Below are 20,585 nucleotides of genomic sequence, written 5' to 3'. Positions count from 1 at the left end.
CTAAATGAAACTACTAAAAATAAAACCTTCTAAAAGTCTAAGCAAAGCTTATTACAAGCAATCACTTACTCGTGAACAAATTGAACTTTTTAAAAAGGAATTGCAAAATACTTTTAATCATATTGATGAAAAGCAAGACGAAGAATATCATAAAAATATCATTGCCGACTTGTTTAAAAACGTGTATTGTAAAGATAAATATCTTGTAAATGTCAATAAGAAAGAAGATTTAGTAATTCGTTTGGGAAACACCACGACTGATGATGTTGGAGTTTTATTAGAATTTAAAAAGCCAACCGAAAAGCGTGACATGGTTTCGGCAGAAAATGCCAATGTAAAAGCATTGCAAGAAGTAGTTCTTTATTATTTACGTCAAACTGTTGATAATGAAAATCATAAAATTACAAATCTTGTTGTAACTAATATTTATGAATGGTTTATTTTTGATGGCGTTTGGTTTGAAAAAAATATTTTTAGAAATTCTAAACTTAAAAAAGAGTATTTAGCTTACAAAACTTCTGGTCACGATACTAAATATTTTTATGATACAATTGCGGCTAAATATCTTGCTACCATTGACGAAGAAGTTCCATGTACGTATTTTAACTTAAAAGACTACGAGAAGAAAATTACCAATGATAATAAAAAAGACGATGATGATTTAATTGATTTATACAAAATTCTTTCGCCCGAACATTTATTAAATAAAAAATTTGCCAACGACAGTAATTCTTTAAATACTGATTTCTATAATGAATTACTTTACATAATTGGGCTAGAAGAAAGCAAAGACACTGCTAAAAAAACCATTCGTAGAATAAATGCAGCTGAGCGAAACGAAGGTTCGCTTATAGAAAACACGATTTCTAAACTTAAAACCAAGAAATATTTTGGTTATGAAAACAACGAAGAAACCGAAAATCAATACTACGAAGTTGCTTTAGAATTGTGCATTACTTGGCTGAACAGAATTTTATTTCTTAAACTTTTAGAATCTCAATTAATAAAATACCATCGAGGAGATAAAGAAAATTATTCTTTTTTATCGTATTCCAAAATTAAAGATTTTGACGAATTAGAAGAATTATTTTTTGAGGTTTTAGCTGAAAAAGTAGCCGATAGAAATCCATCAATTGCTTTAAAATACAAGGACATTCCGTATCTAAACAGTTCATTATTTGAAATGACCGATTTAGAAAAAAATGCTTTAGCATTAAGTAATTTAAAAGATCGATTAGAATTTGCAGTTTATAAAAAATCGATTTTAAAGAAAGGAACAAAAGAAATAATAAAACCTAAAACCAGTTTAAACTATCTTCTAGATTTTTTGGATGCCTACAATTTTGCTAGTGAAAGCAATGCCAAAATTCAAGAAGAAAATAAATCCATAATCAACGCATCGGTTCTTGGATTAATTTTTGAGAAAATTAATGGTTATAAAGACGGTTCTTTCTTTACGCCAGGTTTCATTACGATGTATATGTGTCGTGAAACCATAAGAAAAGCTGTTGTAGAAAAATTTAAAACCAGTTTTCCTTATTGTAAAGACATTAACGATTATGAAGAACTAAAAGATAAAATAGATTATACCAACAAAGCGCAACGATTAGAAGCCAACAAACTAATAAACGATATAAAAATTGTAGATCCTGCAGTTGGTTCAGGGCACTTTTTGGTTTCTGCACTTAACGAAATTATTGCTATAAAAAGTGATTTGCAAGTTCTTTCGTATGCCAACGGAAACCGCGTTTTAGGCTACACAATTACGTTAGACAACGACGAATTAATTATTCAAAACCAAGAAACCGACAAACTGTTTGAATACACCTTAAACCAAAACAACAACGTTATTCCCGATTTGCAAGAATTGCAAGATTGCTTGTTTACCGAGAAGCAAATCATTATTGAAAATTGCCTTTTTGGTGTAGATATCAACCCAAAATCCGTGATGATTTGCCAATTGCGTTTGTGGATTGAGTTATTAAAAAATGCTTATTATACCAAAGAAAGCAATTACAAAGAGTTGCACACTTTACCTAATATCGATATTAATATAAAAACTGGAAACTCTCTTATTTCTAAATTTGCTGTAAAAGACAATGTGTTTGAGCGTATAAGTGGTTTTCAGAAAAAACTAACCGATTATAAAAAATGGGTAAGTATTTATAAAGACACGAACGATAAGAAAGCCAAAGATATATTGAAAAAGAATTTACAACTCTTTAAAGACGAATTTAAATTGGCAGATTTACGCGTTACCAAGTTACTAAACGAATTACGAAAACTTAACGGTGAATTTTATGATAAATACCAAACGCATCAGTTTTTTACTAGTGAATTAACAGAAAAACAAGCCAAAGCAAAAGAAAAACTTGAAAAAGAAATAAACGACAAACAAGTAGAAATACAAACCCTAAAAGACAACCCAGTTTATAAAGATGCCTTCGAGTGGCGGTTTGAATTTCCAGAAGTATTGGATGATAAAGGTGGTTTTGTCGGTTTTGATGTGGTGATTGGAAATCCACCGTATTTGAATTTTAAAATGTATTCACAAGAAGATAGGAACGTTTTTAAAGAAGATTTTAAAACTATTTTTGATGGAAAAGCAGATATTTATTATTACTTTTTCGAACAAGGATTAAGAGCTTTAAAACCAAACGGAATAATGAGTTACATAACTTCTCGTTATTGGGTTGAAGCTGAGTTTGGAAAAAAATTAAGAAGTTCAATTGCTAACAATAGTTCTATACTTGAAATTATAGATTTTAAAAACGTGACTATATTTGATGGTGTTGGTGTAAAAACTTCTATTGCATCAATCGCAAAAACTAAACCAACAGACGAACATAAATTTACTTTAAAATATATTGACAGTAAAAAAATTACAACTGTAGCAATTGAAGAATTTACAACTGTTAATATCAATAATGAAGATATTAAACACGATGATAAATGGGTTTTTGGTAATGAAAGTGAACTTAGTGTTTATAAAAAAATAAAAACCAATACCGTTCTGTTAGATGATATTGCAGATTGTAAACAAGGGATTTTAACTGGATATGATAAAGCATTCATAATTCAAAGCGATGAAAATTTAGATATTCCAAAAAATAACATAAAACCTTGGTTAAAAGTTGGAGATATTTTTAAATTCTATTTTGAAATAAGAGAAGAGAGGAGTTTAATATATCCAAATAATATTTCTGATATTACCAAATTTCCAAAATTTGTTGAACATTTCAAACCTTTCAAAGAAAGATTAGAAAATAGAACAGAAGTAAAATTAGGAAATTATCGTTGGTATGATTTGCATAGATACAGAGAAAGCCAACTTTTTGATAGTGACAAACTAATTTGCAGATATAAAGCTTCACAAAACACTTTTGCATTAGATACCAATAAATATTATTCAAGCGCAGATACAACTATTGTAGTTTTAAAAACTGCTTATAAAGAAGAGTATGATTTAAAGTTTGTTATGGCGTTGTTAAATTCTAAATTGTTAGATTTTTATTTTAAAAGTTATGGTAAATTAATGGATTATAGATACGAATATTATCCTGGTCCAGTTGGTCAACTTCGTGTTAAAAAAGCAGAAAATCAATCAGAATTTGTTTCGATAGTCGATCAAATCCTAACGCTAAAAAAAGAAAATCCAAAAGCCGATACTAGCGATTTAGAAAGCGCAATAGATGAGTTGGTTTATAAATTGTATGACTTAACACCGGACGAAGTTGAAATTGTAAAAGCGAGTTAAAAATAACAGTATAAATGGGAAATAAAGCCACAACGGTCGAAGAGCAAATAGCACTTCTAGAAAGTAGAGGAATGGTGTTTGATTGTGATGTAGAAAAAATTAAAGAAACATTGCTTGATATTGGTTATTATCGGCTTGGTTTTTATTCCTACTATTTTCAAGATAAAAAAAGTCATCAATTTACATCAAATATAAATTTTAACGACATCATCAAGCTCTATTACTTTGATTTTGATATGAAGATGTTGCTTTTGAGATATATTTACAGAATTGAAGTTCATTTTCGCACACAACTTTTGTACTATGCATCCAATCATTATAGTGATAACAACGCTTGGTACGTCGATTCTAAAATAGTTGATAGTTCAATTTTTAAAGAATTTAATACAATCTATTTTAATTTAAAAACAAAAAACAAAAACTTAGTAAAGCATCATATAAACTATCCATGCGATTATGCACCAGCTTGGAAGGTGTTTGAATTTTTAACATTTGGACAAACTTTCAAGTTCTTTTCTAATCTCAAAAATGAAGAATTAAAAAAACAAATTTCAGGAGTTTATGGTTTTCGGGATGTATCTTTATTGAATAATTATTTTATTTCAATAATAAATATTAGAAACATTTGTTCACATAATGGCGTACTTTTTGATTATAATCAACCAATAGGTATAAAAAGAATTCCGAATTTGAAATATAGAATTAATACAGGAAACACATCCAATCTAAACGCCTCATTACGATTGCTTCTCTACATATTGAGTAAAGTTTCTAAAAATAGAGCTAACGATTTGGAGGAAGAAGTAAAAAAATTATTAGCAACTGCCTCAGAAAATGATTTGGTTAAAAATATAATAAATTCTAAAATTAAGTTTGATATGTAATTTTTTTTATTACTTTTGTACTCTGTTAAGTGCACTACTATACAAGCTGCTATAAATGAGCACTATAAAATAAGAAAATTAACCCAGACAATTTTGCTCTGGGTTTTTTTTTTTTCAATCGCGAACTAAAAAAAGAAAAGCAAAAGCCGATTCTGGCAATTTAGAAAATAATATTGATAACTTAGGTTATAAATTATAAGACTTAACACCAAAAGATATATAAGTAATGAAGAAAGTTACCACCTTAGAAATGTCGAGTAGGAGATTAAAAGTAGCTATTTCTAAAAATCTTTTAGCCGATCTGGAAAAACTTCAAGTCAATTTCAAGTTGAATTAGTAATCAATTACACAAATACACTCATAATTAAAAGCAATTCTCAATTAACATTGTCTTAAGGAAATAATTGCTAATTTTGTACAATAAAAATTAAACAATTCTAAAAATAGAAAATATGGCATTAGCAATAACAGATGCAACTTTTGACGAAGTAGTATTGAAATCAGACAAACCAGTAGTAGTAGATTTTTGGGCAGCTTGGTGCGGACCATGTAGAATGGTTGGACCAGTTATTGACGAAATCGCAACAGAATATGAAGGAAAAGCAACAGTTGGTAAAGTTGACGTTGACGCCAATCAAGAATTTGCAGCAAAATATGGCGTAAGAAACATTCCAACGGTATTAATTTTCCAAAATGGAGAAGTTGTTGGACGTCAGGTAGGCGTAGCACCAAAGAAAACTTATACCGATGCAGTTGACGCATTGTTGTAATACTAAAATAATATAGACTAAAAAGGTTCAGCGAAAGTTGAACCTTTTTTTTGATTGTTAAAAAAAAGTCCAAATGAACTCATTATCAAATATTCAAATTATCTTTGGGTTATGAAGATAGAAGAACAAAAAGAAATCATATCGGGTTTCAAGCACCTAGAACTTTTAGCAAACCAAGTAGTTGAAGGGTTTATTTCAGGAATGCACAAATCTCCATTTCACGGATTTTCAGCCGAGTTTGCCGAACATAAAACATATAATTCTGGTGAAAGCACCAAGCACATCGATTGGAAGTTATTTGCTAAAACAGATCGTTTATATACCAAACGTTTCGAAGAAGAAACCAACCTGCGTTGTCATTTGATTATTGATAATTCCTCATCCATGCACTTTCCAAAACTTAGCACCGGCGATTCGTTTTATGAGAGCAAAGTTGGATTTTCTGTTTTGGCGTCAGCAGTATTAATGAATTTATTAAAAAAACAGCGCGATGCCGTTGGCTTAAGTATTTATTCTGATCACTATGAATTTTATGCGCCCGAAAAAGGAAGCGACAGGCACCACAGAATGCTTTTAAATCAATTGGAAAATTTACTTGAAAACCCGAAAGAGGTTAAAAACACCGATACTATAACTTTTCTTCATCAAATAGCCGAGAAGGTCCACCGTCGTTCGATGATTGTTCTATTTACAGATCTGTTTCAAGAAGGCAATCAAGAAGCACTTTTTAACGCCTTACAGCATCTAAAACACAACAAGCATAAAGTAGTGGTGTTTCATGTTATTGATGAAAAAAGAGAGCTCAATTTCGATTTTGATAGCGCTCCAAGAAAGTTTATCGATGTAGAATCGGGTGAAATAGTCAATCTTTTTGCCGAAAATGTAAAAGAAGAATATGAGAAAAAGGTTTCAGAGTACTTTAAAAAGCTTTCGTTAACCTGTGCTCAAAACAAAATAAAGTATGTTCCAGTAAATGTTGGTGCAAATTTTGAAAAAATTCTTACTACTTACTTGGTTGAAAAACAAAACTTTGGTTGATTTTGCTGAAATTTTTTTAAAAAAAAATAAAAAAACACTTGTGTAAACCAAAAACGGTTGTATATTTGCAACCGCAATAAAGCGATGGTTTGGTAGTTCAGTTGGTTAGAATACATGCCTGTCACGCATGGGGTCGCGGGTTCGAGTCCCGTCCAGACCGCTAAATTGGGAAAAAGCACTTCAGAAATGAGGTGCTTTTTTGCCCAAAAAAGCAATCGAAATGCATTTGTAAACAAACGTTAAATGTTTTGCAAATCATTCAAAATAGTTGTGTTGTTTTCGATACGCCTTTGTAAAGCGTATCACGGTTTAGTAGTTAGACCAATGAAAAGCTTTCCACTTATGTGGATGGCTTTTTTGTTTTTTAATCAATTTCACCGTATTATGCTATTTTTCTAAAGAAATAGAAAGCCTTTTTAAAACAGGTGGCGCTTACACGTAATTGGTGATTGTAATCCAAATAAAGAGAATTAAAAAGCACAAACACATCATGAATTTCATAAAGCTGGAAACTAGAAAACCTAAAAATGCTCCAAAAGCAGCTTTTATAGCGTCTTTTTTATCATGAGAATTATTTATTAATTCGCCAATGAATGCGCCCACAAACAATCCAATTATAAAACCTATCGGAGGAAAAAACAATCCAATAATCAATCCAATATTGGTTCCCCAAACACCGTATTTAGTGCCGCCAAATTTCTTTGTACCTTGTGCAGGAATTGTATAGTCAAGAATTGAAACCATAATGGTAAGTAGCAATGTTATTCCTAAAACCCAATAATTAGTTTCGACAAAATCAGTTAAATATAGTAGTAATAAGCCAATCCAACTTAGTGGAGTCCCTGGAATTGCAGGTAAAAAACTTCCAAATATTCCTCCAACACAGCAAATAAACCCTAGTAAAACCAATATAACATCCATAAATTTATTTTTAGTATTTTTGAAGTCTAAATATGAGAAAAATAATCCAAATAGCATTCTTTAGTTTTTTGTTTTTTTGTCTTGATACATCAATTTTTGCACAAGAAAAAATGATAAATGATCCAGATATTGAAACCAAAAAAGTATTGTATACCAAATATAGAAATGAGGTTTTAGCCTTTAATAGAAGGGATTTTGATAATTTGTTTTTGGAATTTTTTGACAAACAAAACAATCCAAAAATTACATTAACCAAAGAGGAGTTTTATACCTACACGATAAAAATTGCAATTTATTCTGAAAAATTAGGTCTTTTGTACAAAGATCGAAAAGCTGAATCAGAGCAAACAAAGCAAGAGTGGTTTAACCGAAGTTACTCTGATTACTTAAATTCGAAAAAATAATACATTGAAAAAGTTTTTAGCATTACTATGTTTAGTAGCATTGTCTTCATGTCAGTATTTCGAAAAGAAAGTGCCGACAGAAAAAGAATTGCTAAATGAGAAATTAAATGAAATTAATTGGAAAGAAGTCGACGAATACCCATCGATTGACGATTGCGAAAAACTAACCGATGCTGCGTTACGTAAGCAATGTTTTTTTGAGTTTATGGCAAGTACAATTCAACAAAAATTAAGTGTCGATACGTTAAAAATTCTTTTTCCAAAATTAGACACCATAGAGGTCAAAGTCACTGTAAATGCCGATGCAACCTTACAATTTGAACCCCAATTTCCTAAAGATAGTGTGGCTTACGATAAAGTTAAAATAGATAGTATTCTTAGTGAAAAACTAATGGATTTCCCAAAAGTAAATCCAGCCATAAAGCGCGGGATTCCTGTAAAAACTCAATTTATTCTACCCGTAATAATTAAAACAGAAGAGTAATTTTTAGAAGCTCATTCCAGCTATCCATTACAAGTTTTTATTAAAAAATAAGTTTTTCTAAGATAAAAAAAGAGCTTCCGTTGGTCGCTTTTTTTCATCAAGAAAAATTATATTTTTTCAAAAAAAAGCTTTCCATTTCCATCTGGGCTAGGGCAAACGTTTTCAACAAAACTATTTCTTAAAACTTCTACCTTTCCAAGAAAAACTGCCAAACAAAGAATAAATACCAACTAAACTACAAAAGAAAGGATAAACCAAACTACTAGCCAAAGGAAAAATAAATTTGTTTTTTCTTAAGTATTGATTCGAACGTAAAAGTAATAGATAGTCAATTAAATATTTATTCCAAAAAACGATTAGGAATGTTTCCCACTTTAAAAAACCAGCAACAAGTAAGGCCAAACTTGTAACAAGTAAAGCATTCATAGTCAAAACCACAACCGCCAAACTTTTAGAATAATATCCAGAATATCCAGTTGTTTTACTTGCCCAACGAACGCGTTGCATGAACAATTTGTACAAATCATTTTCGGGTTTTGTTTTTACAATGGCCTCAGTATTTTTTACATAATGCACTTTATCCGAATGATTTTTCAATGCTTTTTGTAATAAAAAAACATCATCGCCACTCGCCATTTTGTTGTTGCCGCCAAAACCTCGAATTTCATTAAAAAGTTTTTTGGTGTAAGCAAAATTTGCGCCGTTGCACATAAATGGTTTACCAATGCCAAAACTTCCAATCGTAGTTCCTTGCAAACTCAATAAATCCAATTGCTGAAACTGATGAAACCAGTTGTTTTTAGTCTTATACACTACAGCGCCAACAAGCATTTCGGCATTATTTTTTTGAATAAAATTGTCTAAAGTTAGCAACCAGTTTTTATGTACTACACAATCGGCATCGGTAGTTACAACCCACTCGTGTTTCAAGATTGGGATTGCTCTTGAAATTGCATCTTTTTTGGGTGAATTGGACAAGCGTAAGTTTTCTAAAAGCGTTGTTTCAATCAAGCCATTTTCCATGCGCCATTTAATATAAATGCGTTCTGAAGCATCAGTAGAAAAATCATCTACCAGTATGATTTCAAAAAGTTCTTTGGGATAATTTAGGTTAGAAATCGATTTTAATAGTTTCGGTAAATTCTTTTCTTCATTCCGAAACGGAACTACTATCGAGAAGGTTGTTTTGGGTTTTTCATCGGTTCTAACAAATGTTTTTACTTTATCAAAACCTAAAATAAGTTGTAAAATAAACACAACATAAATTCCTAAAACAACGAACAATATAATTTCAAACATATATAAAAATTTTACACGAATTTCACTAATTTACACAAATTAAAGAGATTTCACAAATAGTATTCTTTATGCAACATAATTTCTTAATGATTTAAAATCTTTGCGAGAAACCAGTAGAAAACTAATTATTTTTTTTAAATTAAAACAACTCACAAACATAAATCTTAATGAACTTAATTTCCTTAATGGTTTAAAATCTTAGCGACTTCGCGCCTTTGCGAGAAACCAATAGAAAACTAATTATTTTTTTAAATTAAAACAACTCACAAACATAAATTTAAACGAACTTAATTTCCTTAATGGTTTAAAATCTTAGCGACTTCGCGCCTTTGCGAGAATCCAATAGAAAACTAATTAATCTTTGTAATTTAAAACAACTCAGAAACATAAATTTTAACGAACTTAATTTCCTTAATGGTTTAAAATCTTAGCGACTTCGCGCCTTTGCGAGAATCCAATAGAAAACTAATTAATCTTTGAAATTTAAAACAACTCAGAAACATAAATCTTAATGAACTTAATTTTCTTAATGGTTAAAAATCTTAGCGACTTCGCGCCTTTGCAAGAATCCAACAGAAAACTAATTATTTTTTTAAATTAAAACAACTCACAGACATAAATTTTAACGAACTTAATTTCCTTAATGGTTTAAAATCTTAGCGACTTCGCGCCTTTGCGAGAAACCAATAGAAAGCTAATTATTTTTTTAAATTAAAACAACTCAGAAACATAAATCTTAATGAACTTAATTTCCTTAATGGTTTAAAATTTCGCCTTTTTGAGGTAAAACCTTAAAAATCATAACATAATAACTTCCAAATACTACTGGCAAAACCACATTTAAAAACCACATCAACATTGTTACAAAAACCACAATCCATTCGTTAACACCGAGTAATCCAAAGAAATAAATGGCCAAACTTCCTTTCAGAGCAAAGTCTAAAAACTGAAAACTCGGAACAATTGAAGCTAAAAAATAAACGGTCGTAATCGTTGCCATTAAAGTAAAATAGGGCAAATCTACATCAAATGCCAAAAACAGAAAATAGTATTGGTGCGAGAAAACCAAGTAACGACAAAATCCCAAAATCAAATTCTTACGATGAATTTTATTCGGAATTTCATTGATTTTATCAAGTAAATCTTCAGTAGAATAACCTTTGATTTTGATTTTTTTTGTGAAATAAGAAAACAGAAAAAATATAATTGTAAAAGCTATTATTGCAAAACTCCAAAGCCAATAACCTAAAATCATCATTCCAAGAATACCAAAAATTCCAGTGGCAACAATTTGAACGCCATTACAAATGAGATTCAGAAAAATAATTTTTTTAGTATTTTTTTTGTCGAAGTATAATGCTTTTCCGGCATATTCACCAACGCCAACCGGAGTAAAAACGCCCAAAGTCAAAGCGGCAAGAACTTGTTTCGTCGCTTCATTTACAGAAATAGGTTTTACAACTTGCGCCAAATTTTGCCATTTCAGAATTTCAAAAAAACGATTCAAAAAACTAAAAAATAGAATGAACGAAATTCCAGCAAATGATTGATTTTTATGAAATAAAATAAGAAATTTATCCCAATCCAATTTGTCATTGGAAGCAAGTTGGTTGTAAATAAAATAAAATGCACCAACAACAATCAAAAGTTTGACTGAAAAAACCAAGAATTGTTTAGCTTTGTGAGGAATTGTAATCATTGGTACAAATGTACTATTTTGGAAGTGAATAATTCTCACTTTGGGCAACTGATAACTGTCAACTGAACACTGACAACTGAAAATGGCAAACGAAAGAATAATTTTAGGAATCGACCCAGGAACAACCATTATGGGTTTTGGATTGATAAAAGTAGTCAACAAGAAAATGGAATTTCTGCAGTTGAACGAGTTGATATTGAGCAAATACGACAACCATTATCAGAAATTAAAAGTCATTTTTGAGCGTACAATTGAGTTGATTGATACACACAATCCAGACGAAATTGCCATCGAAGCACCATTTTTTGGTAAAAACGTGCAATCCATGTTGAAGTTAGGAAGAGCGCAAGGCGTTGCAATGGCAGCCGGACTTTCAAGAGACATTCCAATTACCGAATACGAACCCAAAAAAATAAAAATGGCAATTACCGGAAACGGAAATGCCAGTAAAGAGCAGGTTGCCAAAATGCTACAACAACTTCTGGAACTAAAAACATTACCAAAAAACCTCGATTCAACCGATGGATTGGCAGCAGCAGTTTGCCATTTCTTCAACTCTGGAAAAGTGGTTGGTGAAAAAAGTTATTCCGGTTGGGATGCTTTTGTTAAGGAAAATGAAGGAAGAATTAGATAATTTGAAAATGTGCCAATTTGAAAATGATTTCATTGAAGCACAATAATTTTCAAATTTTCAAATTAATAAATTTTCAAATTTAAATGTCAGGAATTTACATTCACATTCCATTTTGCAAGCAAGCGTGTCACTATTGCGACTTTCATTTTTCGACTTCATTGAAGAAGAAAGACGAGATGGTTTTGGCATTGACTAAAGAAATTGAAATGCGTAAAAGTGAGTTTCAAGACGAAGTTGTAGAAACCATTTATTTTGGTGGAGGAACGCCAAGCAGATTGCAGATTGCAGATTTGAGATTGCAGATTGATTCGATTTATAAAAACTACAAGGTATCAGAAAATCCTGAAATCACACTTGAAGCTAATCCAGATGATTTGTCAGAAGAGTATCTGATTGAACTTAAAGCTATTGGAATTAATCGACTATCTATCGGAATTCAATCGTTTTTTGAAGATGATTTGCAGCTGATGAATCGCGCTCATAATTCCGAAGAAGCTAAAAAATGTCTTGAAATAGCGACACACTATTTTGATAATATTTCAGTCGATTTAATTTACGGAATTCCAGGACTGAGCAATGAAAAATGGCTTCAGAATATCGAAACTGCTTTGTCATTCAATATTCCACACATTTCTAGTTATGCTTTGACGGTCGAACCCAAAACTGCTTTGCATTCGTTTATCCAAAAAGGAATTATTCCGCAACCTGATGATGAAGTGGCTCAAGAACATTTTCAGATTTTAGTCGATAAACTATCCGAAAATGGCTTTATTCATTATGAATTATCCAATTTCGGAAAGGAGAATTATTTCTCTAAAAACAATTCGAGTTACTGGTTAGGAAAAAAATACATCGGAATTGGACCTTCGGCACACAGTTATGATGGCGAAAAACGCGGTTGGAATGTATCAAATAATGCACTGTATTTGAAATCAATATCTGAAAACAAACTGCCATCAGAAATCGAAATTTTATCAAAAACCGATCGGTATAACGAATATGTAATGACTGGTTTGAGAACCATTTGGGGAATTTCTTTAGACCGAATTGAAACCGAATTTGGTAAATTTTATTTAGATTATCTCAAACAACAAGCAGCAAAATATATTGAAGATCACCTGCTTTTTGTTGACGAAAATATTTTACGAACAACCAAAAAAGGAACGTTTTTAAGCGACGGAATTGCAGCAGATTTATTTATGCTAAATCTGTCCTAGATTTTATTTTACAATTCCAACATCATCCAATTGTTTTGCTGGACCATTAGTTCCGATTTCTAGTTTTTTAGATTCTTTTTCGATTCTACTTTTAACTTCGTCATACATTTTTTTGTAATTTTTAATGTCAGAAGCATAATATTGGGTATTCTGAACAAAAGTGATACTGTCTAATTTGTACTTTGATTTGATAAAAGCAATCGGTTTAGGATAATTGTGTTGTTCGCCCATAGATTGCGATTTCATGGCTTCTAACAACGATAAATCATAAAGTATATTGACCATTTTTTCTCGATCAACAAGAATTTTAGGCTTTTTGACAATGTCTTCTTTGCAACTAGTTGCTATAAAAAGTAGTGTTACCAAGAGTACTGTTATTTTTTTCATAGTTCTTTTTATCTGTCAAACAATAATCTTTTACCCGCTTTGATTTCTTTAACTTTTGCGTTTTCATATACCAGTTGTCCGTTTACAAAAGTATGCGAAATTCTGGATTTAAAATTAGTTCCTTCAAAAGGAGACCAACCGCATTTATACAGAATGTTGTCTTTATTTACACTCCATGGTTTTGCCGGATTTATGATAACTAAATCGGCATAATAACCTTCTTTGATAAATCCGCGTTTTTCTATTTTGAAAATTTTGGCCGGATTGTGCGCCATTTTTTCTACAATTTTTTCAACCGAAATTTTTCCTTGATGGTGTGCTTCAAATAATGCAACTAACGCATGTTGAACCAATGGTCCGCCAGAAGGTGCGTTCAGGTATTTTTGCGATTTTTCTTCTAAAGTATGCGGAGCATGATCGGTTGCAATAACGTCAATAGTATCATTGAGTAGTGCTTTCCAAAGTGCATCTTTATCCGATTGCGTTTTTACCGCAGGATTCCATTTGATAAAATTTCCTTTAGTAGCATAATCTTCGTTGGTAAACCAAAGATGGTGTACGCAAACTTCTGCTGTAATCATCTTGTCTTCTAACGGAATTTTGTTGGTAAATAATTCCATTTCTTTTGCGGTCGAAAGATGAAACACATGCAATCTTGCGCCAGTTTTTTTAGCCAAAGCAATAGCTTTTGATGACGATAGGTAACAGGCTTCTTCACTTCGAATTAAATGATGTGCTGTAACGGGAATATCTTCACCAAATTCGGCTTTATATTTTTCTAAATTAGCTTTTATTGTGGCTTCATCTTCGCAATGTACGGCAATAAGCATTTTGGTACTAGAGAATATTTTCTCTAAAGTTGCTTCATTATCGACCAACATATTTCCGGTGGAAGAGCCCAAAAATAGTTTTATTCCAGCAACATTTTTAGGATTCGTTTTTAAAACTTCTTCTAGATTATCGTTGGTTCCACCCATCATAAAAGAATAATTGGCATAGGAAGATTGTGCGGCTATTTGGTATTTATCTTCTAATAATTCTTGTGTTACAGCATTCGGTACGGTATTGGGTTGTTCTATAAAGGATGTTATTCCGCCAGCAACTGCAGCTCTAGATTCCGATTCGATAGTGCCTTTGTGTGTCAATCCAGGTTCGCGAAAATGCACTTGGTCGTCTATCAATCCGGGAATTAAGTAATTTCCTTCGGCATCAATAATTTTGCAATTGGGTGTTTTTGGCGAAATTCTTTCCGCTATTTCGATTATAAATTCATTTTCAATCAAAACATCACCTTCAAAAATGATTCCTTCGTTTACAATTTTGGCATTCTGAATTAAGACGGTGTTCATATTTTGTATTTTTTATAATCTGTTAAACAGTTTTTTTAATCGTAAGGAAAGTACACCAAATATTGCTTCTTTAATAATAGAACCACTCATTTTAGATTGTCCTTTGGTTCTGTCGGTAAATATTACAGGTACTTCTTGTATGTTGAAATTTTTGGCATACACACGGTATTTCATTTCTATTTGAAAAGCGTATCCAATGAATTTTATTTTGTCTAAATCGATGCTTTCCAAAACGTTTTTGCTGTAGCAAATAAATCCTGCAGTGGCATCCATAATTTTCATTCCAGTTATTAATCGAACATAAACCGATGCGAAATAGGATAATAAAACACGACTTAAAGGCCAGTTCACAACATTTACACCAGTTACATATCTTGATCCAATTGCAATATCGGCACCACCAAAATGACACGCATCGTATAGTTTTTCTAAATCGTGTGGATTGTGAGAAAAATCGGCATCCATTTCGAAAATAAACTCATAATTACGTGCCAATGCCCATTTAAAACCATGTACATAGGCAGTTCCAAGTCCGGCTTTCTTGGTTCGAACTTCTAGAAAAAGTTGCGTGGGATATTCTTTTTGTAATTCTCTAACTTTATCTGCGGTTTTATCTGGCGAATTATCGTCAACTATAAGAATATGAAACGGTTTGTGTAAAGAAAGAGTTGCTCTCACAATACTTTCTATGTTTTCTATTTCGTTATAAGTAGGAATAATTACAATGCCGCAGTTCATAAGTTTTATTAAAAATATGTCGCAAAAATACAGATTTTATAACTTGATAATCTTAATAATATTATAATACTAATCAACAAATAAAAATTACTAATTTTGCGCCAATGATTGCACTAGAACTACAACCTCGATTAATTGAAAATAAAGACTGGGCAACCGTCGTTTTTTTGTTGGCTTTTGCCTTGGTGGTTTTGGCAAAATCGGCTTTTGAAAACCGATTTAATGATTTTATCAGGTTGATTGTTTCTGATAAATACCTCAAAATTTACAAGGATAGTAGCCATTTAATGAGCGGGTTCAACATCTTGTTGTTTGTGGTTAATTTAATTTCACTCTCGTTTTTCATCCAATTGGTATTGCATCATTTTGATTATGGTGAAAAATTAGATTGGGTATTATTTGTTAGAATATTCACACTACTGACTGTTTTTATATTGTCTAAGTTTTTATTAGAAAAAATTATTGCAACCACATTTGGTATTGAAGAACTTATAGAAGGATTCAATTTGCAGAAAGTAAGTTTCAGAACGTTTATCGGATTGCTGCTGCTTCCAGTATCGATATTGTTGTTTTATAATGATTATTCAATAAATGCTGTTATTTTGACTATAATAGCTATATTATTAATAATAAATGTGCTGACATACATTATTTCATTGCGGATATATCAAAATTTAATAATAGGTAATATCTTTTATTTTATTTTGTATCTTTGCGCTTTTGAAATAGCACCCTATTATTTCATATATTATTTGATTATAAAAAATAGAGCATAAATGTCAAACTTGAAAGTGAAAACGATTTTGGTGTCACAGCCAGAGCCAAAAGTAGAGAACTCGCCTTATTTTGATTTACAACAAAAGCACAAGGTAAAAGTTGATTTTCGCTCATTCATACATGTTGAAGGAGTAAGTGCCAAAGATGTGAGAGCTCAAAAAATTGACCTTAATAACTTTACAGCAATAATTTTAACTAGTAAAAATGCTGTCGATCACTTTTTTAGAGTGGCGGAAGAAATGCGTTATAAGGTTCCAGAAGATTTAAGATATTTTTGCCAATCAGAAGCGATTGCTTTTTATTTACAGAAATATGTGGTGTACCGAAAACGTAAAATATATGTAGGTCAAAAAGATTTTGCTGATATGAGTACGTTGTTTAAAAAATACAAAGACGAAAAATACTTATTGCCAGCTTCAGATCAATTGAATGCCGATGCTCCAAACACGTTGAATAATTTAAAAATCAATTGGACGCCAGCTACTTTTTACAAAACGGTAATGAGCGATTTATCTGATTTAGCTGATGTTTATTACGATGTTTTAGCGTTTTTTAGTCCAACTGGAATAAAATCATTGTTTAAAAACTTTCCAGATTTTAAACAAAATGATACAAGAATTGCAGTTTTTGGAAGCACTACTCAAAAAGAAGCATTGGACCACGGATTGCGTATTGATATTTTGGCGCCAACACCAGAAACTCCATCCATGACTATGGCTTTAGAAAAATATGTAGCCGAAGCTAATAAAGGAAAATAAACACAAGATTTTTTAAAATATAAAATCCCAAATTCTAGTAGAGTTTGGGATTTTTTTTGTTTAAAAATAATCGCTTACATTTGTTAAGTAAGGAAATATCTTTCACAGCCATGAAAATCCATTTTTTAGTACTGTTTTTTAGCATTATGTTTTGCTACAGCCAAGCGCCATCGGTTTCTTGGCAAAATCGGTACGGTGGTAGTAATAGCAATCTTGCTTATACATCGCAACAAACTAGCGATATGGGTTACATTATCGGTATGCGTTCGAATTCTAACATTTCGGGCGATAAAACCGAAAATTCTAGAGGAAGTCATGATTATTGGCTTGTTAAAACCAATTCGGAAGGCACGATACAATGGGACAAAACAATCGGTGGAGCCAGTCCGTTAGGTTTTGAAGTCGACAGAATTTATTTTGTCAAAGAGTCCAATAATAACGATGGATTTTTAGTATGTGGGTCGTCTAGTTCGCCTTTGTCTGGCGATAAAACAAGTAATCCTGTAGGTGCAGCCGATTTTTGGATAGTTAAAACCAATCCATTAGGAGGTATTGTATGGCAAGCTACTATTGGCGGTACTGATGATGATGTGCCCACTACCGCACTATCTACAACAGACGGCGGGTATTTAATTGGTGGTTATTCTAGCTCCAACATGTTTGGTAATAAAACTGAAAATTGTAGAGGTTTACAGGATTATTGGATTGTAAAAATTAATAGTAGTGGTGTAGTAGAATGGGATAAGACCTACGGAGGTTCTAGTAATGACATACTTAGTGCTATGATTACCACCAGTGATGGTGGTTATTTGTTAGGCGGTAGATCAAATTCTAACATTTCTGGCGAAAAAACAGAAAATTCAAAAGGTTCTGGCGATTATTGGATATTAAAAATCAATCCGCTGGGTGTCATTCAGTGGCAAAAAACTCTTGGTGGCTCAGGTTTTGAAGAATTTGCAGATGTGGTTGAATTGCCAAATGGCCAATTTTTTATTTCAGGACATTCCAATTCTTCAATTTCTGGAGATAAGACCGAAGTTTCAAGAGGATTAGAAGATTTTTGGTGTCTTAAATTAAGCGCAACAGGAACACTTGTTTGGCAAAAAACTATCGGTGGCGATAATTCCGATTTTCTATATTCTTCTGCTTTGTGCAGCGATGGAGGTGTAATTTTGGCAGGCTCATCCTTATCCTCAATTTCTGGCGAAAAAACAGAAGCTATAAACGGTATAGTTGACGGATGGATTGTTAAATTAAATGCGCTAGGAGAAATTGCATGGCAAAAAACACTAGGTGGTTCTGATCAAGATGAGTTTAATACTATTGTTCAAGCCGCAGATGGTGGTTATCACGTATCAGGCATAACGCAATCTCCTATTTCTGGAGACATTTCAATAGCTCCTAAAGGTGTTTATGATTGTTGGGTTGTAAAATTTGCTCCTGATAATCTTTCAGTTTTGGAAAATAATAAACTGGAAGATTTTATATACTATCCTAATCCTACGTATGATATTTTAAATATCGAATTTGGTGTATTTCAAGAAGAAGCAGTAATCAGTTTAAAAAATATTTTAGGGCAGGAAATTTATTCAACTACTCTTCATCAAATTAACAATGCTAAAATAAATATAGTTGGCGAAGCAGGAATCTATTTTTTAACTATCAATAATAACCAATCCGTAAAAATTATTAAAGAATAACCAAAAAAAAGAGTCATACTAATTTAGCGTGACTCTTTTCGGTTAGGTTATTATAGTTTAAAATTTACAATTGCGGACCAGCTTTTACTAAATTCTGTCCTTCTTCATTATCTGTATATTGCACGAAATTTTTAACAAATAAGCCAGCTAGTTTGGCTGTTTTTTCATTCCATTCGGTTGCATTTTCGTACGTATCTCTTGGGTCTAAAATCGCCGCATTCACACCGTTCAAAGCAGTTGGAACTACAAAATTAAATGTCGGAATTACTTTTGTTGCTGCTTTTTCAATCGATCCATCAAGAATCGAATCGATTATAGCACGAGTATCTTTTATAGAAATACGTTTTCCTGTTCCATTCCAACCGGTGTTCACCATGTACGCTGTAGCGTTGTGTTCTTCCATTTTCTTTACCAATTCTTCACCATATTTAGTAGGATGAAGTGATAAAAATGCTTTTCCGAAACAGGCAGAAAAGGTCGGAGTAGGTTCGGTAACCCCACGTTCAGTTCCAGCAAGTTTGGCGGTAAATCCTGAAAGGAAATAGTACTTAGTTTGTTCTGGTGTTAGCTTAGAAACTGGTGGCATTACGCCAAAAGCATCTGCAGTTAAGAAAATAACTTTGGTTGCATGACCCGCTTTAGAAACTGGTTTTACAATATTATGAATGTGATCAATTGGATAAGAAACACGCGTATTTTGAGTAACCGATGTGTCACTGAAATCAATCTTTCCATGAGCATCTAGAGTCACATTTTCTAAAAGTGCATTTTTCTTAATGGCTCCAAAAATATCAGGTTCGTTTGCTGGACTTAAATCTATGGTTTTAGCATAACATCCGCCTTCAAAGTTGAAAACGCCGTCGTTATCCCAGCCGTGTTCGTCGTCACCAATTAATTCACGTTTTGGATCGGTGGAAAGCGTTGTTTTTCCTGTTCCAGATAATCCGAAGAAAACGGCAACATCACCATCTTTTCCTTTATTGGCAGAGCAATGCATCGATGCTATTCCTTGCAACGGAAGGTAATAGTTCATCATCGAGAACAATCCTTTTTTCATTTCGCCACCGTACCAAGTTCCGCCAATAAGCTGCATTTTTTCGGTTAGGTTAAAGGCAACATATACTTCAGAGTTTAAATTATGAGCTTTGAAATCTTTAAAGTCTGTTTTAGAAGCATTTAAAACTACAAAATCGGGTTCGCCAAAATGTTCTAATTCGTGTTCAGTAGGACGAATGAACATGTTTTTTACAAAATGTGCTTGCCACGCCACTTCCATAATAAAGCGTACTTTAAGACGTGTGTTTTCATTGGCACCACAAAATGCATCAATTACAAACAATCGTTTTCCCGAAAGTTGATTCACCGAAGTTTCTTTCAAAGCTTTCCACGTAGTTTCAGAAATTGGTTTGTTGTCGTTGGGCGCTTTGTCGTTATTCCACCAAATGGTATCTTTAGTTATTGAATCTTCTACAATATATTTATCTTTTGGCGATCGTCCTGTAAACTCACCAGTCATAACATTTACAGCGCCAAGTTCAGAAAGTTGTCCTTTTTCGTACCCAGTTAAAGTTGAATTCAGCTCTTCGTTATAAAGAAATTCAAAAGATGGATTGTGAATTATTTCTTGGGCATTTTTAATTCCATATTGTTCTAACGAAATCGATTTCGTAATTTGGGCGTAGTTCTCCATAGAAATTTAAATTGTGTTGCTTTTTAAAATTTCGACAAAGGTAAAAATTAATTATTACAACGTTGTAGTTTAATCAAAT

18 protein-coding genes and 1 tRNA gene are annotated in these 20,585 nt (G+C 32.1%); 12 read left to right on the top strand and 7 right to left on the bottom strand.

Annotation, left to right across the window (positions count from 1 at the left end; genetic code table 11):
- The first annotated feature begins 4 nt into the window (after positions 1-4).
- The 5 genes from ACZ098_RS05880 (at position 5) to ACZ098_RS05860 (ending at position 6,609) form a co-directional block, all read left to right on the top strand.
- A complete protein-coding gene (locus tag ACZ098_RS05880; protein WP_487310811.1) occupies positions 5-3,757 on the top strand; it encodes a DUF7149 domain-containing protein in 3,753 nt (1,250 codons plus the stop codon).
- Positions 3,758-3,771: 14 nt separating this feature from the next.
- Entirely contained in the window at positions 3,772-4,641 is an 870-nt protein-coding gene (locus ACZ098_RS05875) for an Abi family protein (protein ID WP_487310810.1), read from the top strand.
- 452 nt (positions 4,642-5,093) lie between these two features.
- The gene (trxA, locus tag ACZ098_RS05870) at positions 5,094-5,411 is read left to right on the top strand and encodes a thioredoxin (RefSeq protein ID WP_298306296.1); all 318 of its coding nucleotides are present in this window, start codon (positions 5,094-5,096) and stop codon (positions 5,409-5,411) included.
- Between the two features lie 111 nt (positions 5,412-5,522).
- Complete coding sequence (locus tag ACZ098_RS05865; RefSeq protein WP_487310809.1) at positions 5,523-6,449, top strand: DUF58 domain-containing protein; 927 nt, start codon at positions 5,523-5,525, stop codon at positions 6,447-6,449.
- An 86-nt stretch (positions 6,450-6,535) separates the two neighbouring features.
- Positions 6,536-6,609: transfer RNA gene (locus ACZ098_RS05860), tRNA-Asp, on the top strand.
- Between the two features lie 272 nt (positions 6,610-6,881).
- On the opposite strand, the gene ACZ098_RS05855 is transcribed toward ACZ098_RS05860, so the two are convergent.
- Positions 6,882-7,370: a DUF456 domain-containing protein gene (locus ACZ098_RS05855; protein WP_487310808.1), complete on the bottom strand. Its 489-nt coding sequence runs from the start codon at positions 7,368-7,370 to the stop codon at positions 6,882-6,884.
- Positions 7,371-7,402: 32 nt separating this feature from the next.
- Here ACZ098_RS05855 and ACZ098_RS05850 point away from each other — a divergent pair, with 32 nt between their 5' ends.
- Together ACZ098_RS05850 and ACZ098_RS05845 are read left to right on the top strand one after the other, a co-directional pair.
- Positions 7,403-7,774 carry a hypothetical protein gene (locus ACZ098_RS05850; protein ID WP_487310807.1) on the top strand — a complete coding sequence of 124 codons (372 nt, stop codon included), beginning with the start codon at positions 7,403-7,405 and terminating at the stop codon, positions 7,772-7,774.
- Between the two features lie 4 nt (positions 7,775-7,778).
- On the top strand, positions 7,779-8,258 hold the full coding sequence (locus tag ACZ098_RS05845; protein ID WP_487310806.1) for a hypothetical protein: 480 nt from the start codon (positions 7,779-7,781) through the stop codon (positions 8,256-8,258).
- Between the two features lie 171 nt (positions 8,259-8,429).
- Here ACZ098_RS05845 and ACZ098_RS05840 read toward each other — a convergent pair whose 3' ends face one another.
- Together ACZ098_RS05840 and ACZ098_RS05835 are read right to left on the bottom strand one after the other, a co-directional pair.
- Entirely contained in the window at positions 8,430-9,557 is a 1,128-nt protein-coding gene (locus ACZ098_RS05840) for a glycosyltransferase family 2 protein (RefSeq protein ID WP_487310805.1), read from the bottom strand.
- Positions 9,558-10,311: 754 nt separating this feature from the next.
- Positions 10,312-11,256 carry a hypothetical protein gene (locus ACZ098_RS05835; protein ID WP_487310804.1) on the bottom strand — a complete coding sequence of 315 codons (945 nt, stop codon included), beginning with the start codon at positions 11,254-11,256 and terminating at the stop codon, positions 10,312-10,314.
- Between the two features lie 82 nt (positions 11,257-11,338).
- On the opposite strand from ACZ098_RS05835, the gene ruvC reads away from it, so the two are divergent.
- Both ruvC and hemW read left to right on the top strand, forming a co-directional pair.
- On the top strand, positions 11,339-11,890 hold the full coding sequence (gene ruvC, locus ACZ098_RS05830) for a crossover junction endodeoxyribonuclease RuvC (RefSeq protein WP_487310803.1): 552 nt from the start codon (positions 11,339-11,341) through the stop codon (positions 11,888-11,890).
- Positions 11,891-11,973: 83 nt separating this feature from the next.
- Positions 11,974-13,107 (top strand): radical SAM family heme chaperone HemW, encoded by a 1,134-nt coding sequence (hemW, locus tag ACZ098_RS05825; RefSeq protein WP_487310802.1) that lies wholly within the window; start codon positions 11,974-11,976, stop codon positions 13,105-13,107.
- 3 nt (positions 13,108-13,110) lie between these two features.
- On the opposite strand, the gene ACZ098_RS05820 is transcribed toward hemW, so the two are convergent.
- From ACZ098_RS05820 to ACZ098_RS05810, 3 genes are read right to left on the bottom strand one after another with little or no spacing between them, the layout of a single operon-like run.
- Positions 13,111-13,494, bottom strand: a complete 384-nt coding sequence (locus ACZ098_RS05820; RefSeq protein WP_487310801.1) for a DUF4296 domain-containing protein — start codon at positions 13,492-13,494, stop codon at positions 13,111-13,113.
- A gap of 8 nt (positions 13,495-13,502) precedes the next feature.
- Positions 13,503-14,843 carry a dihydroorotase gene (locus tag ACZ098_RS05815; protein WP_487310800.1) on the bottom strand — a complete coding sequence of 447 codons (1,341 nt, stop codon included), beginning with the start codon at positions 14,841-14,843 and terminating at the stop codon, positions 13,503-13,505.
- Positions 14,844-14,855: 12 nt separating this feature from the next.
- The gene (locus tag ACZ098_RS05810) at positions 14,856-15,581 is read right to left on the bottom strand and encodes a polyprenol monophosphomannose synthase (RefSeq protein WP_487310799.1); all 726 of its coding nucleotides are present in this window, start codon (positions 15,579-15,581) and stop codon (positions 14,856-14,858) included.
- Positions 15,582-15,685: 104 nt separating this feature from the next.
- Here ACZ098_RS05810 and ACZ098_RS05805 point away from each other — a divergent pair, with 104 nt between their 5' ends.
- From ACZ098_RS05805 to ACZ098_RS05795, 3 genes are all read left to right on the top strand, one after another.
- On the top strand, positions 15,686-16,357 hold the full coding sequence (locus ACZ098_RS05805; protein WP_487310798.1) for a DUF4271 domain-containing protein: 672 nt from the start codon (positions 15,686-15,688) through the stop codon (positions 16,355-16,357).
- 9 nt (positions 16,358-16,366) lie between these two features.
- On the top strand, positions 16,367-17,116 hold the full coding sequence (locus ACZ098_RS05800; RefSeq protein WP_487311209.1) for a uroporphyrinogen-III synthase: 750 nt from the start codon (positions 16,367-16,369) through the stop codon (positions 17,114-17,116).
- Positions 17,117-17,226: 110 nt separating this feature from the next.
- Positions 17,227-18,816 (top strand): T9SS type A sorting domain-containing protein, encoded by a 1,590-nt coding sequence (locus ACZ098_RS05795; RefSeq protein WP_487310797.1) that lies wholly within the window; start codon positions 17,227-17,229, stop codon positions 18,814-18,816.
- Positions 18,817-18,880: 64 nt separating this feature from the next.
- Here ACZ098_RS05795 and pckA read toward each other — a convergent pair whose 3' ends face one another.
- Complete coding sequence (gene pckA, locus ACZ098_RS05790; protein ID WP_487310796.1) at positions 18,881-20,506, bottom strand: phosphoenolpyruvate carboxykinase (ATP); 1,626 nt, start codon at positions 20,504-20,506, stop codon at positions 18,881-18,883.
- Positions 20,507-20,585: the final 79 nt, after the last annotated feature.

The organism is Flavobacterium sp. SP2 (genome assembly GCF_057626655.1).
The sequence above is the reverse complement of the archived record's forward strand: the minus strand, read 5'-3'. Positions and strand labels throughout refer to the sequence as shown.

Bases quoted from the DNA above. Each gene is read 5' to 3' on its own strand.
- ACZ098_RS05880 (WP_487310811.1), top strand. From the start codon at position 5: ATGAAACTACTAAAAATAAAACCTTCTAAAAGTCTAAGCAAAGCTTAT.
- ACZ098_RS05875 (WP_487310810.1), top strand. From the start codon at position 3,772: ATGGGAAATAAAGCCACAACGGTCGAAGAGCAAATAGCACTTCTAGAA.
- trxA (WP_298306296.1), top strand. From the start codon at position 5,094: ATGGCATTAGCAATAACAGATGCAACTTTTGACGAAGTAGTATTGAAA.
- ACZ098_RS05865 (WP_487310809.1), top strand. From the start codon at position 5,523: ATGAAGATAGAAGAACAAAAAGAAATCATATCGGGTTTCAAGCACCTA.
- ACZ098_RS05855 (WP_487310808.1), bottom strand. From the start codon at position 7,370: ATGGATGTTATATTGGTTTTACTAGGGTTTATTTGCTGTGTTGGAGGA.
- ACZ098_RS05850 (WP_487310807.1), top strand. From the start codon at position 7,403: ATGAGAAAAATAATCCAAATAGCATTCTTTAGTTTTTTGTTTTTTTGT.
- ACZ098_RS05840 (WP_487310805.1), bottom strand. From the start codon at position 9,557: ATGTTTGAAATTATATTGTTCGTTGTTTTAGGAATTTATGTTGTGTTT.
- ACZ098_RS05835 (WP_487310804.1), bottom strand. From the start codon at position 11,256: ATGATTACAATTCCTCACAAAGCTAAACAATTCTTGGTTTTTTCAGTC.
- ruvC (WP_487310803.1), top strand. From the start codon at position 11,339: ATGGCAAACGAAAGAATAATTTTAGGAATCGACCCAGGAACAACCATT.
- hemW (WP_487310802.1), top strand. From the start codon at position 11,974: ATGTCAGGAATTTACATTCACATTCCATTTTGCAAGCAAGCGTGTCAC.
- ACZ098_RS05820 (WP_487310801.1), bottom strand. From the start codon at position 13,494: ATGAAAAAAATAACAGTACTCTTGGTAACACTACTTTTTATAGCAACT.
- ACZ098_RS05815 (WP_487310800.1), bottom strand. From the start codon at position 14,843: ATGAACACCGTCTTAATTCAGAATGCCAAAATTGTAAACGAAGGAATC.
- ACZ098_RS05810 (WP_487310799.1), bottom strand. From the start codon at position 15,581: ATGAACTGCGGCATTGTAATTATTCCTACTTATAACGAAATAGAAAAC.
- ACZ098_RS05805 (WP_487310798.1), top strand. From the start codon at position 15,686: ATGATTGCACTAGAACTACAACCTCGATTAATTGAAAATAAAGACTGG.
- ACZ098_RS05795 (WP_487310797.1), top strand. From the start codon at position 17,227: ATGAAAATCCATTTTTTAGTACTGTTTTTTAGCATTATGTTTTGCTAC.
- pckA (WP_487310796.1), bottom strand. From the start codon at position 20,506: ATGGAGAACTACGCCCAAATTACGAAATCGATTTCGTTAGAACAATAT.